This is a genomic window from Cupriavidus numazuensis (assembly GCF_905397435.1).
Lineage (GTDB): Bacteria > Pseudomonadota > Gammaproteobacteria > Burkholderiales > Burkholderiaceae > Cupriavidus > Cupriavidus numazuensis.
Genome location: NZ_CAJPVI010000075.1, coordinates 1 through 14,289 on the forward strand (window position 1 = coordinate 1; position 14,289 = coordinate 14,289).

Annotated in this window: 14 protein-coding genes; 11 read left to right on the top strand and 3 right to left on the bottom strand. The window is 67.1% G+C overall.

The features are described from left to right. The first annotated feature begins 460 nt into the window (after positions 1-460). The gene (locus KHO41_RS36400) at positions 461-2,572 is read left to right on the top strand and encodes an FUSC family protein (RefSeq protein WP_211958079.1); all 2,112 of its coding nucleotides are present in this window, start codon (positions 461-463) and stop codon (positions 2,570-2,572) included. A 106-nt stretch (positions 2,573-2,678) separates the two neighbouring features. Then, positions 2,679-2,957 (top strand): DUF1488 family protein, encoded by a 279-nt coding sequence (locus KHO41_RS36405; protein ID WP_211958080.1) that lies wholly within the window; start codon positions 2,679-2,681, stop codon positions 2,955-2,957. A 21-nt stretch (positions 2,958-2,978) separates the two neighbouring features. On the opposite strand, the gene KHO41_RS36410 is transcribed toward KHO41_RS36405, so the two are convergent. Next, positions 2,979-3,449 carry a universal stress protein gene (locus tag KHO41_RS36410; RefSeq protein ID WP_211958081.1) on the bottom strand — a complete coding sequence of 157 codons (471 nt, stop codon included), beginning with the start codon at positions 3,447-3,449 and terminating at the stop codon, positions 2,979-2,981. Positions 3,450-3,617: 168 nt separating this feature from the next. On the opposite strand from KHO41_RS36410, the gene KHO41_RS36415 reads away from it, so the two are divergent. Then, positions 3,618-4,841 (top strand): ATP-binding protein, encoded by a 1,224-nt coding sequence (locus tag KHO41_RS36415; RefSeq protein ID WP_211958082.1) that lies wholly within the window; start codon positions 3,618-3,620, stop codon positions 4,839-4,841. Positions 4,842-4,878: 37 nt separating this feature from the next. Next, positions 4,879-5,529: a Vgb family protein gene (locus KHO41_RS36420; protein ID WP_211958110.1), complete on the top strand. Its 651-nt coding sequence runs from the start codon at positions 4,879-4,881 to the stop codon at positions 5,527-5,529. 25 nt (positions 5,530-5,554) lie between these two features. On the opposite strand, the gene KHO41_RS36425 is transcribed toward KHO41_RS36420, so the two are convergent. Continuing rightward, positions 5,555-6,298 (bottom strand): endonuclease/exonuclease/phosphatase family protein, encoded by a 744-nt coding sequence (locus tag KHO41_RS36425; protein ID WP_244874194.1) that lies wholly within the window; start codon positions 6,296-6,298, stop codon positions 5,555-5,557. Further along, positions 6,295-8,502, bottom strand: a complete 2,208-nt coding sequence (locus KHO41_RS36430) for a VTT domain-containing protein (RefSeq protein ID WP_211958084.1) — start codon at positions 8,500-8,502, stop codon at positions 6,295-6,297. Before KHO41_RS36430 ends, KHO41_RS36425 begins: the two co-directional genes overlap by 4 nt. 288 nt (positions 8,503-8,790) lie before the next feature. Between KHO41_RS36430 and paaA the strand changes: the two genes are divergently transcribed. The 7 genes from paaA (at position 8,791) to KHO41_RS36465 (ending at position 14,282) form a co-directional block, all read left to right on the top strand. Continuing rightward, positions 8,791-9,795, top strand: a complete 1,005-nt coding sequence (gene paaA / locus KHO41_RS36435) for a 1,2-phenylacetyl-CoA epoxidase subunit PaaA (RefSeq protein WP_211958085.1) — start codon at positions 8,791-8,793, stop codon at positions 9,793-9,795. Positions 9,796-9,817: 22 nt separating this feature from the next. Then, positions 9,818-10,105, top strand: coding sequence for a 1,2-phenylacetyl-CoA epoxidase subunit PaaB (gene paaB / locus KHO41_RS36440; protein ID WP_211958086.1), 288 nt, complete (start codon positions 9,818-9,820; stop codon positions 10,103-10,105). A 12-nt stretch (positions 10,106-10,117) separates the two neighbouring features. Beyond that, complete coding sequence (gene paaC, locus KHO41_RS36445; protein ID WP_211958087.1) at positions 10,118-10,960, top strand: 1,2-phenylacetyl-CoA epoxidase subunit PaaC; 843 nt, start codon at positions 10,118-10,120, stop codon at positions 10,958-10,960. Between the two features lie 14 nt (positions 10,961-10,974). After that, complete coding sequence (paaD, locus tag KHO41_RS36450; protein WP_211958088.1) at positions 10,975-11,517, top strand: 1,2-phenylacetyl-CoA epoxidase subunit PaaD; 543 nt, start codon at positions 10,975-10,977, stop codon at positions 11,515-11,517. A 34-nt stretch (positions 11,518-11,551) separates the two neighbouring features. Then, positions 11,552-12,640 carry a 1,2-phenylacetyl-CoA epoxidase subunit PaaE gene (gene paaE / locus KHO41_RS36455; protein WP_211958089.1) on the top strand — a complete coding sequence of 363 codons (1,089 nt, stop codon included), beginning with the start codon at positions 11,552-11,554 and terminating at the stop codon, positions 12,638-12,640. Positions 12,641-12,787: 147 nt separating this feature from the next. Beyond that, a complete protein-coding gene (locus KHO41_RS36460) occupies positions 12,788-13,582 on the top strand; it encodes a DUF1835 domain-containing protein (protein ID WP_211958090.1) in 795 nt (264 codons plus the stop codon). Positions 13,583-13,646: 64 nt separating this feature from the next. Next, the gene (locus KHO41_RS36465) at positions 13,647-14,282 is read left to right on the top strand and encodes a TetR/AcrR family transcriptional regulator (RefSeq protein WP_211958091.1); all 636 of its coding nucleotides are present in this window, start codon (positions 13,647-13,649) and stop codon (positions 14,280-14,282) included. Positions 14,283-14,289: the final 7 nt, after the last annotated feature.

Consider the following 14,289-nt stretch of genomic DNA (forward strand, 5'->3'; position numbering starts at 1 on the left):
AAAACCCACAACAAAACGCAACGGCGAAAGATACCATAAAAGCACATTTACGTTGTGGTAACTGAAGTCTCCAGACCGTCCTGCACGCAACACCTCAGAACATACCAACAGATGGCAACAACAACATTGTGTCAAAAAGCAAACATTCGTTGAAGGGCGGCTTGGTGCGTCGCAGCAAGACGTGTATAGTGAAGTCTGTCTCCTCCACCACCTCGGTGGATTCCAACCCGCGCAGAACACTGCGCGGGTTTTTTTTGCCCAAATTTCGGCATAAGCCCCCGCTCTCATTGGATTTAGTGGCAAGACGTGCCGGCGGCCGGGATATGCACCGCTTCGGCTGCGATTGCCGGCAGTGGTGGCAACAGTGTCGTAGATCATTGCAGACAAGGGATGGATTCGCGATTTTGTTGCATCGCAGCACACGCTGCCGTAGAGTGGCCACAGCACCCCGCTCACGCCTATGCCGGTCGTACCCCTATTGCTTCGCTATTGGCCTGACGCCGCGCTGATCCGCCGCGGCGTGATCTATGCCGGCTCATTTCTAGCCCTCGCCGGCATGGGCGGGCTCAGCGGGCAGGCAATCTACCTCTGGGCCGCGACCGCCTCCATCTGGACATGCCTCGCCGACCGGGAAGGCACTGCCGCTCAACGTCTGGCGAGCCTTGGCGCAGTCGGCATCGGCGGTTCAGTCGCGAGTGCGCTCGGTGCCGCGGTGGCCTTCAGCCCGCTTGCCGCTGTAGCCGTCGTGCTGGTCGCAGGCTTGGCCGTCGGCTTTGCGGAAGCGCGTGGCCCCGCTGCGGCGATCGCGGCCAAGCTGCTCTATGTGGTGCTGATCGCCGCCTGCCTGCAGCCTGCCACAAGCCACGACATCGTGGCCCACATGCTGGATTCCGGGCTAGGCTACCTGCGGGGCGGGGCATTCGCGTGCCTGGTTTGCCTCGCGCTGATTCCCTCGCGCCGCGATATGCGTCCGCGCCCTGAGACCGAAGCAGTCTATGCCGCGCTACAACGCTTCGCCTCGGCACTCGCCCACGGCGGCGACGTACCCACCCTGACCGCCTGCAAGCAGGACATCCGCAACCGAATCGAAGCGGCACGGCGCGCCATCCATGCCCGACGCAACCTGCGGGAGGCTTACGCGCTGCCCCACTTCGCCTATGTCATCGGGATCGCGGACGCCCTGTTCGGCCTGCTGATCGTCGCGACGGAACTGCGCGAGCGCGCCGGCCCCGCGCACCGCCTGCCGCTGCGGCACATCGCGCGCTGCGTGGCCGATGCGCACGAGCAGGTCAGCCACGCGATGGCCCAGCATGCCGCGGACCTGCCATCCTTGGGCGCGGCACTCCGGCATGAGATTCGGCGGCTGGTTGCGCCGGTGCCCAACGCCAGTGCGCCGCCGCCTTACCAGTCAGCGCTGGCGGCCCTGGCACGGCACCCGGACTTCGACCGCTGGCGCGCCGGGTTCGCCTGGCCGCGCCGCGGCCTGTGGCATGTGGTGGACCGCCTGCGCGGCGCGCTCCGCGAACATACCGCCCGAGACGCATTGGCCGGCCGCCATGCAATCCGTCTGGCCCTCGGCGGCTGCCTGAGCCTGCTGCCCGCGCAGTGGTGGCATGTGGATCACGGCTACTGGGTCGCCGTCACGGTCATCATGGTGTTAAGCCCCCAGTTTCAGACCACACGTCAGATCTCGCTCAAGCGCTTTGGCGGATCGCTCGCCGGGGCACTGCTCGCGTGCGTGATTGGCCTGTCGCATCCCGCGCCGGCGGCAGCGCTGGGCATCAGCGCCGTGTTCCTGGCCGGCGCGTACGCGAGCCGGCTCGCGGCGCAGCCCGCCGGCTTTGCGTTCTGCCTGACGCCGGCGGTCATCCTGTTCTCATGGATCGGGGCACCTGCGGTCGACAGCAGTCACTTTGCCGCCTTGCGCGGCATCGATACGGCACTGGGGTGCCTGATCGCCCTGGCGAGCTATTACGTGCTGGCGCCGCGTGTGGAGCGTTCGCGCATGTTCCGACACGCTTTCGACGCGCTCGCCGTCAATGCCGTCTACCTGCGTGCCGCATTTGCCGCAGCCCGCTCGGGCGCGGCTGGCACCGCGCGGCTGGAAGCCCTGCGGATTTCGGCCGGCCGGGCATCGACCCGCGCAGAACGCACGCGGGAAGAACATGGCCGTGGGCTGACGCCTGATGCGGCACAGGCCTATGCGCAGCTGCACGCTACCGCACGCCGCATGGCGGCGTTGGCTGGCGTGGTGCGGGCCGGCGCAGAGTCGGGTTCGTTCGACGAGCTTCCGCGCGCGCCGATGCAAGCCGCCCTGGCGGCTCTGGAGGTCCGGCTCGCGGAGGTCGCAGTGCGTCCTGGATATGAGACCGGAGAGACCGGCGGGACCGGCGCCCATTCGGAGCACGAGGCACCGGCAGGCAAGCTTGCCCCAGCGCTGCCTTTCGAACGCTTCCTGGCCGAACAGGCGGACTACGCCGACGCTCACATTGCCGCCGCTCATACCGTCGCCAAGGCGCTGCAAAGGCCCGGATCAGTTGCTGCGCCGCTCGGCTACGCGCGGGGTGTGTAAGGGCAACCCACTGCCACAGCCGGGCATTTGATCTGGCCACCTTTACCGCCCCAGCCGATGTCCTAGAATGTCTTCATTCGTTCGTCGACCGCACGAGGGGTACGCCATGTCCGCTGTCTCGTTTCCTCGCGCCAATCCGACCTACTGCGCGGCCAGCCTGAGGCTGTCTTGCCCCGCAACGGTCAACGGCAGCCCCACCCAGTATTCCGTCACCGCTGAAGCGCTGGAGGCGCACTTCGGAGCGCGCTCTCCGCGTGAAGAAGACTTGCTGGCGGCCTTCGCCAGCAACCGCCAGCGTATCGAGCAACTGGCGGAAAGCCTGTTCGAGCTGACTGAGGCCCGCGAAATCGTGCTGCGCAGCGGACACTTCCGCTTCGCCGGGTAACCTCCCAGGCCGTCGTTCAGATCAGTCCGCAGCGCCTTCGCCGCGCACCAGCAGCACCGGCATGGTGGACTGCCGGATCAACGCCTCGGCCACGCTGCCCAGCACCAGCCTGCGCACACCGCGCCGACCGTGCGTGCCGATCACGAGCAGGTCGGCGCCCCATTGGCGGGCAGCCTCGTTGATGGACGCCCCGATGTCCCCGGGAACCGGGGCCTCGCTGACGAGCCGGGTTTCGTGTTTTACATTGGCGGCAGCCAGGCGGCTGGCCGCCTCTTCGAGCGCGCGCTGCCCGCTCTCGACGAACGCCTTCTGGATCTGGCTCGGATCGTAGAAGCCGGCATCGAAGAGCGGCGTCGCGTTGTCCACAACATAGAGCGCGAGCACCGTCGCGCTGCCCGGGCCCGCGACCCGTACCGCCTCATCCAGCGCAAGGGTCGACGTGCTGCTGCCGTCCACCGCCACCACGATCTTGTTGTACGCCGCGCCAGTCATCTTCGTTACCTCCGTAGACAGGAAAAGGGGATGGCGGCCCAAGGGCCGCCAGGACCATACTACACGTGCTGCCAGCGGCACGTGGCGCGGCCAGTCGGCTCAATACCTCGTGTGCTAGATTAGGCGCAACCTTGCAACGGTGGAAATGACAAGTGTGGCGGGATTCGGATGGACTCCCTGATCACGGCCGCGGCCCGCGCGCTTGCGGCCGGTGACCCGCTCGGCGCGCTGAACCGCATCGCCTTGCGCGACGACGCTCCCGCACTCGCGCTGCGCGGGATCGCGATGGCGCAGCTCGGCGATTTGTCGCTCGCGAAGGCGCTGTTGCGCAACGCCGCACGTGCGTTCGGCCCGAAGGAAACCATGGCCCGTGCGCGCTGCGTCGTCGCTGAAGCCGAGATCGCGCTGGTTTCGCGCGACCTGCACTGGCCTGTGAAGGCGCTCGACGCCGCGCGGGCAACGCTGGAAGCGCACGGTGACCGCGCCAACGCCGCGCATGCGCGCTATCTGCAGGTCCGCCGCATGGTGCTGATCGGCCAGCTCGAAGCGGCCGACCAGTTGCTTGCCGGCCTTGACCCCGCCGCACCTCTTCCGCCTGCCCTGCGCGCCGCGCACGAACTCGCCGTCGCCGGCATCGCTATCCGGCGACTGCGGACCGGTGTGGCGCGCACCGCGCTCGCCCGGGCCCGGGATGCAGCCCATCAGGCTGGTATCCCCACGCTGGTGGCGGAGGTCGAAGCCGCGTCCGGTGTCCTCGATACAGCAGCCGCGCGCATGATCTCGCGCGGCGGCGAACGGCTGCTCATGCTAGATGAAGTGGAAGCACTGCTGTCATCCGGGACGCTGGTTGTCGACGCATGCCGCCTGGTCGTGCGTGACGCCGTCAACGTGGTCGCGCTGGCACGGCGGCCGGTCTTGTTCTCGCTAGCCCGCATGCTCGCCGAGGCATGGCCGGACGACGTGCCGCGCGACGCGCTCATCGCGCGCGCGTTCCGGATGAAATTCGCCGATGCCTCGCATCGCGCGCGCCTGCGCGTCGAAATCGGCCGGCTGCGCACGGCACTCGGACTGCTCGCCGACGTCACCGCGACCGGACGCGGCTACGCGCTGGCGCCCCGCGGCACGCACGGGGTCGCTGTGCTGGCGCTGCCGGTCGAAGACGCCTATGCCACCGTGCTCGCCTGCCTCGCGGACGGCGAGTCGTGGTCAAGCTCGGCCCTGGCACTGGCGCTCGGCGCGAGCCAGCGCACCATGCAACGCGCGCTCGACGCTCTGGCGGCTGCCGGCAAGGTCCAGCCAGTCGGCCATGGGCGGGCACGCCGCTGGATCACGCCGCCGATACCCGGATTCGCGACGACCTTGTTACTCCCTGCGCCGCTGCCCGGTGGCTAGCATGGAACGCACATCAACCCGTGACGAGGACATGAACATGAAGCGATCAGCAGCGGAAGTCATTCGTGAATACGGCCCCTTCGCCGGCGTGGACGCCATCCATGGCGTCACCTACGACGGGCGCCAGGTGTGGTTTGGCTCCGGGGACAGGCTCAACGCGCTCGATCCGGAGAGCGGGCAGACAGTGCGCACCATCGAGGTCCCCGCGCACGCGGGGACGGCGTTCGACGGCCGGTACCTTTACCAGATCTCCGAAAGCCGCATCCAGAAGATCGATCCGCAGACCGGCCGTGTACTCACTACGATTCCGGCCCCGGGCGGTGGCGGCGACTCCGGGATGGCGTGGGCCGAAGGTTCGCTCTGGGTGGGGCAGTACCGCGAACGGAAGATCCATCAGATCGACCCCGAAACCGGCAAGGTGCTTCGCACGATCGAGTCCAACCGCTTCGTGACCGGGGTTACCTGGATCGATGGCGAACTGTGGCATGGGACATGGGAAGGCGAAGAGAGCGATTTGCGGCGCATCGACCCGCGCTCAGGCGAGGTCCTGGAACGGCTGGACATGCCTGCGGGGGTCGCGGTGTCGGGGCTTGAGTCGGATGGCGCGGATCAGTTCTTCTGCGGCGGCGGAAGCAGCGGCAAGCTCAGGGCCGTGCGCCGTCCACGGAAAGACGCCTCACAGACTTGATCGGCAACTCCGGGAACGGCGGGCCCTATCGCGAAGTCAGCCGCATCTGCGCGAGCAGCGGCAGATGATCGGATGCAAGTCGAGCCAGCGGACTGCGGTGGCTCGACACCGCGACGAGGTGCGCGCGCGGCGACGTCCAGATGCGGTCGAGCGCCAGTACCGGGCAGCGTGACGGAAACGTCGACACATGCGGCGTGCGTTCGAAATAGGCATGCAGCCAGCGCAACGGCCGACCCCACAAGAACCATTCGTTGACATCGCCGAGCAGGATGGTCGGCTGGGCGGGCACTTCGGCCAGCGCCGTCAACAGGCGGCGCACCTGTGCGCGGCGTTCGCTGGGTAGCAGGCCCAGGTGCGTGGCGATCACGCGCAGCGCGAACGTGCCGGCTTCGATCGCGTCGCATTGCAGCTGTGCATCGATGGCGCCGCGCGGTTCGCGCCCTTTCACGCTAAGGTCGATGTGCCGCACGCTCAGCGGCGCATAGCGTGTCAGCAAGGCATTGCCATAGTCGCCATCGGCACGCACCAGTGTCGGTCCCGGTATCGCATGCAGCCCCGTATGCTGCGACAAGAAGCCGAGCATATCGAAGCCGGTGGCGCGGGTTTCCACTTCCTGCAGCGCGACCAGGTCGGCCCGCAATTCGCGCAAGACTTCGCAGATGCGCTTGGGCACGAAATGTCCGTCGATGCCGACGCCGCCGTGGATGTTGTAGCTTGCCACCGCGATCTCGGCATGCCGGGCGGCCAGCGGTGCCTCTGGCGCGTTCACTGCGTTCTCTCGTTCGGCGCGGTGCGCACACCGCACGGATGGCGCTTGCCTGCGTCATGTGGCCGGCGCGCGTGTGTGGCCCGGCGGCGGCGCTGGCGCCTTCGGCGCAGCAACACCCATACGCACAGAGGCGCCAGCAGCGCCAGTGCGAGCCATGCAAACGTCAGCGTGCCCGGATTGCGCGCGACAGCGGCAATGCGGTCGACCAGCGACGCCGAGACGACGATGCCGGGCGTCATGCCGATGGCCGTCCCCAGCAGGCAATCGCGCAGGCGGATGCGCGATGCGCCCACGACGACATTGACCAGCGTGAACGGCGCGACAGGCACCAGTCTCAGCGCCACCATCGCGAGCACGCCGTGCTGGCCCACGCGCTGGCTGAGTCGGTTCAGCCGCCGGCCGCCGAAGCGCTGCACGGCGTTGCGACCGAGCAGGCGCCCCGCCGTGTAGCCCGCCGCAGCGCTCAGCACGGTTCCGGCCAGCGCCATCGCGCCCCCGTACAGCGGCCCGAATACCACCACTGTCACCACGATCAGCACGGTCACCGGGATCAGCATCAACCCGCCGACGACATAGGCGCACATCATCACAAGCGGCGCGAGTGGCATCTCGTCCACGCGCTCCATGAAGACCAGCAGGTGACGGAAATCGGCCCATTCGCGCAGCGGCGTATAGCGCCACGCAAACGCCACGCCGGCAAGCACCAGCAAAAACCCCACGAGCATCGCCACGTGGCTTGCGGCGCGCGGGCGCGCATCGTGGCCGATGAACTCGGCCATGACCTGATCGGGATCGATCGGCTCCATCGGGTCGAGCAGCGTGGCGTCGGGCAACGCCGCGTCGACCTCGTCGGGGACACTTGGCATGAAGGGCACCAGGGTCCGCTCTCCCGACCGTTGCAGCGCGCGCAGCGCATCGTTGAGCCGCGGGTGCTCGGTCAACGCCTGATTCAGCGTGTCGGGCGAGACCGCGAGGTGTTCGCACAGCAAGCGGTCGCGCATGGCGCGGATCGATGCGGCGATGCGTGCGTCGCCGTTCGATTCGATCACGAGATTGCATTCGGTATCGAGTCCGAAAGACCGGTTGCTCAGGTTCGCGGAGCCGATCATGAGCAGGCGGTCATCAACGACCATCACCTTGCTGTGGACATTGACGCAGGCATCGCCCAAGCCCGGCACGTGCGGGCAGTACAGCCGGAAGCGACCGTGCGAGTCTGCCGCGTGCAATGTCCGGCACTGGCGCGCGCGCAGCACGCCCATGCTCGCTTCCTCGAGCCAGCCGCTTTCCGTCCGGCGCGACACGAGTGCGATGTCGGGGCTGTCCGGTTCGCGCAACCGGGCTGCGAAGGCGTCGGCGATCAGGGCGGAACTGAAGTACTGGTTTTCGAGGTACAGGCTGTCGCGCGCGGCGGCGATCGCATCGGTATGGAGTTCGCGGATCTCGCTGACGGCGGGCGCGTCATCGCGCGCCGGATAGGTGCGGCTGATGCCGACCCGTACATCGGTGGCGTCCGGTGACACCCGGCTCGGCCACGGGTCTGCGCCCGTCGCGGCTGGCATGCGTGGATGACGACCCGTCGCACGCAGCCATCGCTCCGCGGCAAGATCGCCGAGCGCGCGCGCCGCGTCGCCGTCCACCATGCACTGGACGTCGTGGAACGGCGCGTACGGCTTTCCATCCGGATCGATCCGCCGCGGCTCGTCGGCGCGGTGCTCGGGCGTGTCCCAGCGGCGGATCGTCAGGTCCAGTCCGCCAACGAACGCCAGCGCGTGGTCGATGACCACCACCTTCTGGTGATGCGACGCCCCTGGCGGATGATTGCCGTCCAGGCAGAACGACAGGCGCCGGTGCGCCTCCCAGTGCTGCCGTGCTGCGGGCAGGAATTCGCGCTCGAACGCGAACACCATGGCGAAATCCCAGCTCAGCACGTAAATGTGCAGGTCGGGTCGCCGCTTGCACAACGCATTGAGGAAATCGCGAAGCTCGGCCGGCAATCCATCATCCGGCCTCTCCTGCGTCAGGCGTGTGCGGCTGTCGATATCCCATCCGAGGATATAGATGGTTTGCTCGGCACGTGCCAATGCCTCCCGCAGCGCGGTGAAATAGGCGTCCGCATCGACCAGCATTGCCAGGCGCGTGCAGGGTTCCACGCGCCAGCAGTTGTGTCCGGGACGCAGCAGCGAGGCTTGGGCATCTTGTGTCATGGCGAAAGGTAGACCGCGCAAGTTTCGTACCGGGCGGCCGGCCCTGAATCGCCGCGGCCAACGCGTGGCATGTCGCGTACGCCTTACTTGGGAGTGCAAAAGTTGCAAACACGGCGCTAGCGCGCTGTTGCACTCGCAACGCCAACCGGTTCATGTGGCAAAAGGAACAGCCAGATCCGCGCCATGCCGTTTAATTGACCGACCGGTCGGCTTATATATAATGAGGCCGAACCACAGGCGCAAAGCCGGCCGCCAGAGCCGGGACAGCCGCTGCCAAAGGAGGCTCCTATGTACACGCAGAGTCTGGACTTGCCCGGCAATCCCGCTTCGGTGACCGCAGCCGGGGACGACGCCAGCCGTCAGGCGGCGTTCGATGCACGCATGGCCGCCGACAACAAGATCGAGCCGCAGGACTGGATGCCCCAGGCCTATCGCAAGACGCTGGTCCGGCAGATTTCCCAGCACGCGCACTCCGAAATCGTCGGCATGCTGCCCGAGGGCAACTGGATCAGCCGCGCACCGTCGCTCAAGCGCAAGGCCATCCTGCTGGCCAAGGTGCAGGACGAAGGCGGCCACGGCCTCTATCTGTATTCCGCCGCGGAGACGCTCAATACGTCGCGCGACGAGATGGTCGACGCGCTGCACACGGGCCGTGCCAAATACTCGTCGATCTTCAACTACCCGACGCTGACCTGGGCCGATGTCGGCGTGATCGGCTGGCTTGTCGACGGCGCGGCGATCATGAACCAGATCCCGCTGTGCCGCTGCTCGTATGGCCCGTACGCCCGCGCCATGATCCGGATCTGCAAGGAAGAGTCGTTCCACCAGCGCCAGGGTTTCGACGCGCTGCTGGCGATGATGCGCGGCACCGACGCCCAGCGCGAGATGGTGCAGGACGCAGTCGACCGCTGGTGGTTCCCGGTGCTGATGATGTTCGGCCCGCCCGATTCGGCATCCACCAACAGCGCACAGACCATGGCGTGGGGCATCAAGCGCATCTCGAACGACGACCTGCGCCAGAAATTCGTCGATGCCACGGTCGAACAGGCCAAGGTGCTGGGCGTCACGCTGCCCGATCCCGGCCTGCAATGGAATGTCGAGCGCGGCCACTACGACTACAGCCCGCTGGACTGGGATGAGTTCTGGCGCGTGATCAATGGCGATGGCCCGTGCAATCGCGAACGTTTGGCGACGCGCGTGAAAGCCCACGAGGACGGCGCCTGGGTGCGCGAAGCCGCGCTGGCCCACGCCGCCAAGCAAGCCGCGCGCGAGACGCAGCGCGAAGCCGCCTGACGCAAAGGACAAGGAGACAAGCATGACGCAGAAGGAATGGCCGCTGTGGGAAGTGTTCGTGCGCAGCAAGCAGGGGTTGGAGCACAAGCATTGCGGCAGCCTGCATGCCGCCGATGCCCAGCAGGCGCTGCATATGGCGCGCGACGTCTATACGCGTCGCCAGGAAGGTGTGTCGATCTGGGTGGTGCCGTCCACCGCGATCACCGCGAGCGCGCCCGAGGAAAAGCCGGAGCTGTTCGACCCCATGGCCGACAAGATCTACCGGCATCCGACGTTTTACCAGCTGCCCGACGAAGTCAACCATATGTAAGGGCCCGGCACCATGACGACCCCGACGTCCGACCCCGCGCTGTCGCATCTGCCGCCTGAGCGCACGGCCGCGCTGCGCTACGTGCTGCGGCTAGCCGACAACGCGCTGATCCTGGGCCAGCGCAATGCCGAATGGTGCGGCCATGGCCCGGTGCTGGAAGAAGACATCGCCCTGGCGAATATCAGCCTGGACCTGATCGGCCAGGCGCGGTTGCTCTATGCCCATGCCGGCGAGCTTGAAGGCGCGCTGACCGGCAGGCCGCGCCATGAGGACAATTACGCGTACTGGCGCGGCGAACGCGAATTTTGCAACTGGACGCTGGCCGAACTGCCGCACAGCGGGCCGCTGGCAGGCACCGCCAGCAGCGACCGCGACTACGCCGTCACTATCACGCGCAACTTCCTGTACAGCGCGCTGATGGTCGAACTGTGGAACGTGCTGCAGGCGAGTACCGATGCGGAGTTGGCCGCCATCGCGGCGAAATCGATCAAGGAAGCGCGCTATCACCTGCATCACGCAGCCGGCTGGGTGGTACGCCTCGGCGATGGCACCGAGGCTTCGCACCTGCGCATGCAGCGCGCGCTCGATCACCTGATGCCGTACATGAACGAATGCTTCGCCGGCGACGACGTGGAGCAGCTCGCCGCCGCGCAGGGCGTGGCGGTGCCAACCGCCGACCTGCGCGACGCATGGGAAGCCACAGTCGACGAAACCCTCGCGGAAGCCACGCTGGAAAAGCCGGTGCCGAGCGCCTTTCTTTCGACTGGCAAGCATGGACTGCATTCGGAACACATGAGCTATCTGCTGGCCGAGATGCAGAGCCTGGCGCGCGCCCATCCCGGCGCGCAGTGGTAGCAGTGGCAACCGACATGAACACCGTTGCGCTTTCCGACGCAGAACGAACCACGCGCGCGTGGGCCGCGCTGGAGTCCGTGCCCGACCCGGAAATCCCGGTGGTATCGATCCGCGATCTCGGCATCCTGCGGGACATCGCCATCGCCGACGGCGCCACGCTCGAAGTCACGATCACGCCGACGTATTCGGGCTGCCCGGCCATGTCGCAGATCGCCGAGGACATCGGCCAGGCGCTCGACGCAGCAGGACTCGGGCCCTGGCGCATCCGCACAACGCTGTCACCGGCGTGGACAACCGACTGGATCAGCGACGCTGCACGCGAACGCCTGCGCGAATTCGGCATTGCGCCGCCGCGGCAGTGCGACGCGGCACCCGCCACGCGGCCGTTGCACTTCGTGCCGCGCGCAGCCCGTGCCGGTGCGCCGGATACCGTCGCCTGCCCGCGCTGCGGCAGCCGCCATACGCAGGAAATCTCGCGCTTCGCATCGACGGCTTGCAAGGCGCTTTACCGCTGCCTCGATTGCCGCGAACCGTTCGACTACTTCAAACCCTACTAACCTTTACCAACCCCGCCGTCCCGAGCGAGCTGCCATGACCCCACAGTTCCATCCGCTGCGCGTGGCGCAGGTGCGCCCCGAGACGGCCGACACGATTTCCATCGCGTTCGAAGTACCCGAGACTCTGCGGGACGCCTACCGCTTCACGCAGGGCCAGTTTTTGACGCTCAAGGCCCCGGTCGACGGCCAGGATCTGCGCCGCTCGTACTCGATCTGCTGCGGCATGCAGGACTATGCCGAGCGCGGCGAGTTGCGCGTGGCGGTAAAACTGGTCGAGGACGGCGTGTTTTCCAGCCACCTCCATGACACGCTGGCCCCGGGGCAGCTCGTCGACGTGATGACGCCGGACGGCCGCTTCTATGTACCGCTCGATGCGGGCGCTGCACGCCACTATGTTGCCTTTGCCGCGGGCAGCGGCATCACGCCGGTGCTGTCGCTGATCCGCACCACGCTGGCGGCCGAGCCGCAGAGCCGCTTCACGCTGGTCTATGGCAACCGCAATGTCGACAGCATCATCTTCTCCGAAGCGCTCGAAGACCTGAAGAACCAGTACCTTTCGCGCTTCACGCTGTACCACGTGCTGTCGCGCCAGCCGCAGGAAGTCGACCTTCTGCACGGGCGCCTGGACCACGCCCGGGTCACGGCCTTCCTGCAGACGCTGATCCCGGTGGACGGCATCGACGCCGCGTTCGTGTGCGGACCGGCCTCGATGATCGACGAGGTCGAAGCCGCGCTGCGCGATGCCGGGCTGGATCCGCACCGGATCCACGCCGAACGGTTCGGCGTGCCGGTCGACCGCCAGAAGCGCGCACCCGCCCACGCCCATGCCGACCACGCCGGCACGGCCGAGCTGGTCGTGGTGCTCGATGGCAAGCAGCACACCATGCGCCTGCCGATGGAGGACGGCAAAGTGCTCGACACGGCGCTGGCCGCCGGGCTGGACCTGCCCTATGCATGCAAGGGCGGCGTGTGTTGCACCTGCCGGGCCAAGGTGCTGGAAGGCCAGGTCGAGATGGAAAAGAACTACACGCTGGAGCCGTGGGAAATGGAAAAGGGCTTCGTGCTGACCTGCCAGGCGCGTGCGCTTACGCCCCGCGTGGTGGTCAGCTACGACGAACGCTGAACCATAGGCGCTGAACGTGCGCCGGGCCGCGCGCGGTGCCCGGCACGCCCGGCTGGCCAAGTCGCGCCGTGATTACAATGGGAGGGGAGCGCGTTGCAGACGCCTGGAGGTGACTGACAACCGTCCCACGCATATACAATCACGGCCATGCAATATATCCACGTCGTCAACGGCGATGTCGCCGGTAATACCCTGCGCCAGGCGCTGGCCCAGGCTGCCCGGCCCGACCCCGTGGTCGTACTGCGCGACGACCTTGCCGTGGGCCCGCTCGTGGACGTCGACAGCACCGGGTCGATCCGCTCCGGTTTCTGGCAACGCGTGGCCCCGCACACCGACATCGACTTCGCCGCCGAAATGCGCCAGGCGCTCGACCAGCTCCAGAAGCTGCGCCAGAGCGACATGGAAATCGCGATCTGGCACGGCCAGAGCGCGGCCGACCAGCTCATGCTGCGCCGGGTCGTGTTCCACCTTTACCAGGCGCCCCAGCGCATTAATGAAGTCGCGATGGACTTGCGCGAGCTGGAGCTGCCGCCGCAGGCAGGGCTGGCGGCCATCGGCATGTATTCGCCGGCACGGCTGGCGCGGCGCTTTTCGACCATCGCGCCGGTTTCGGTGCTACGCCTGGGCCGGCTGGGCTACGAATGGCAGCAGAACGTGCGCGAGAACGCCGACGTGCGGCTGTGGAAGGGCAATACGCTGGTGCCGGCGGCCTACCACAGCATCGATGACATCATCATGGAACGCGCGCCGTCCGAGTGGACGCCTGCGGCCGAGGTGGTGGGCAGCGTGATGGGCGCTATCGAAGGCCTGCTGGCCAGCGACTGGTTCGTGTTCTGGCGCTGCCGCGAGCTGATCTCCATGGGACGCATGGTCCTGCGCGGCAACGCCGATTCGCTCGACACCTGCGAGCTGCGCCGGCACGTGATTGCCAGCGCGGAATAGCCGAATAGCGGAACAGCCCGCTCCTTCTTTTTTCCCCTTCCCGGACACTCCCTGCCGGAACGACATGGCGCGAACCAAGGCACCCGATTTCGAAGCACAGCGCGAGCAGATCCTGGAACTGGCGGCGGCGGCCTTTGCCAACAGCAGCTACCCGAGTACCTCGATGGCCGACCTGGCCGCCGCGTGCGGCACCTCGAAAGCGCGCCTGTACCACTATTACGAGAGCAAGGAAGCGATCCTGTTCGACCTGCTGGACCGCTACACGCGCCGGCTGATGCTGATCGTCACCGAGGTCGAGGCCGACTCCGAGCGCCAGGGCCGCACCGACCGCGAGAGCTTCTCCAGCCTGATCCGCGCGTTCCTGGCCGAGTACGAGAACTCGCAGACGCGCCATATCGCGCTAATCAACGACGTCAAATTCCTGGCCGAGGAGCAGCGCGATCTCATCCTCGGCCGCGAGCGCGACGTGGTCGCGGCGTTCTCGCGCATGCTGCGGCGCGCCTACCCGGAACGCGTCACGCGCGAAAACCAGACTGCCCTGACCATGACCGTGTTCGGCATGATCAACTGGACCTTCACCTGGCTCAAGCCGGGCGGCAAGCTGTCCTACGCCGCGTTCGCCGACATGGTGGTGGACCTGCTCGAAGGCGGCCTGCCGGGCAAGGCCGCCGCGCCCGCGGAAGTGCTGGCGCGGCGCTGAACGCGGG

What these genes read in the sequence shown, in the direction of transcription:
- KHO41_RS36400 (WP_211958079.1), top strand. Translation starts at nt 461, where the DNA reads ATGCCGGTCGTACCCCTATTGCTTCGCTATTGGCCTGACGCCGCGCTG.
- KHO41_RS36405 (WP_211958080.1), top strand. Translation starts at nt 2,679, where the DNA reads ATGTCCGCTGTCTCGTTTCCTCGCGCCAATCCGACCTACTGCGCGGCC.
- KHO41_RS36410 (WP_211958081.1), bottom strand. Translation starts at nt 3,449, where the DNA reads ATGACTGGCGCGGCGTACAACAAGATCGTGGTGGCGGTGGACGGCAGC.
- KHO41_RS36415 (WP_211958082.1), top strand. Translation starts at nt 3,618, where the DNA reads ATGGACTCCCTGATCACGGCCGCGGCCCGCGCGCTTGCGGCCGGTGAC.
- KHO41_RS36420 (WP_211958110.1), top strand. Translation starts at nt 4,879, where the DNA reads ATGAAGCGATCAGCAGCGGAAGTCATTCGTGAATACGGCCCCTTCGCC.
- KHO41_RS36430 (WP_211958084.1), bottom strand. Translation starts at nt 8,502, where the DNA reads ATGACACAAGATGCCCAAGCCTCGCTGCTGCGTCCCGGACACAACTGC.
- paaA (WP_211958085.1), top strand. Translation starts at nt 8,791, where the DNA reads ATGTACACGCAGAGTCTGGACTTGCCCGGCAATCCCGCTTCGGTGACC.
- paaB (WP_211958086.1), top strand. Translation starts at nt 9,818, where the DNA reads ATGACGCAGAAGGAATGGCCGCTGTGGGAAGTGTTCGTGCGCAGCAAG.
- paaC (WP_211958087.1), top strand. Translation starts at nt 10,118, where the DNA reads ATGACGACCCCGACGTCCGACCCCGCGCTGTCGCATCTGCCGCCTGAG.
- paaD (WP_211958088.1), top strand. Translation starts at nt 10,975, where the DNA reads ATGAACACCGTTGCGCTTTCCGACGCAGAACGAACCACGCGCGCGTGG.
- paaE (WP_211958089.1), top strand. Translation starts at nt 11,552, where the DNA reads ATGACCCCACAGTTCCATCCGCTGCGCGTGGCGCAGGTGCGCCCCGAG.
- KHO41_RS36460 (WP_211958090.1), top strand. Translation starts at nt 12,788, where the DNA reads ATGCAATATATCCACGTCGTCAACGGCGATGTCGCCGGTAATACCCTG.
- KHO41_RS36465 (WP_211958091.1), top strand. Translation starts at nt 13,647, where the DNA reads ATGGCGCGAACCAAGGCACCCGATTTCGAAGCACAGCGCGAGCAGATC.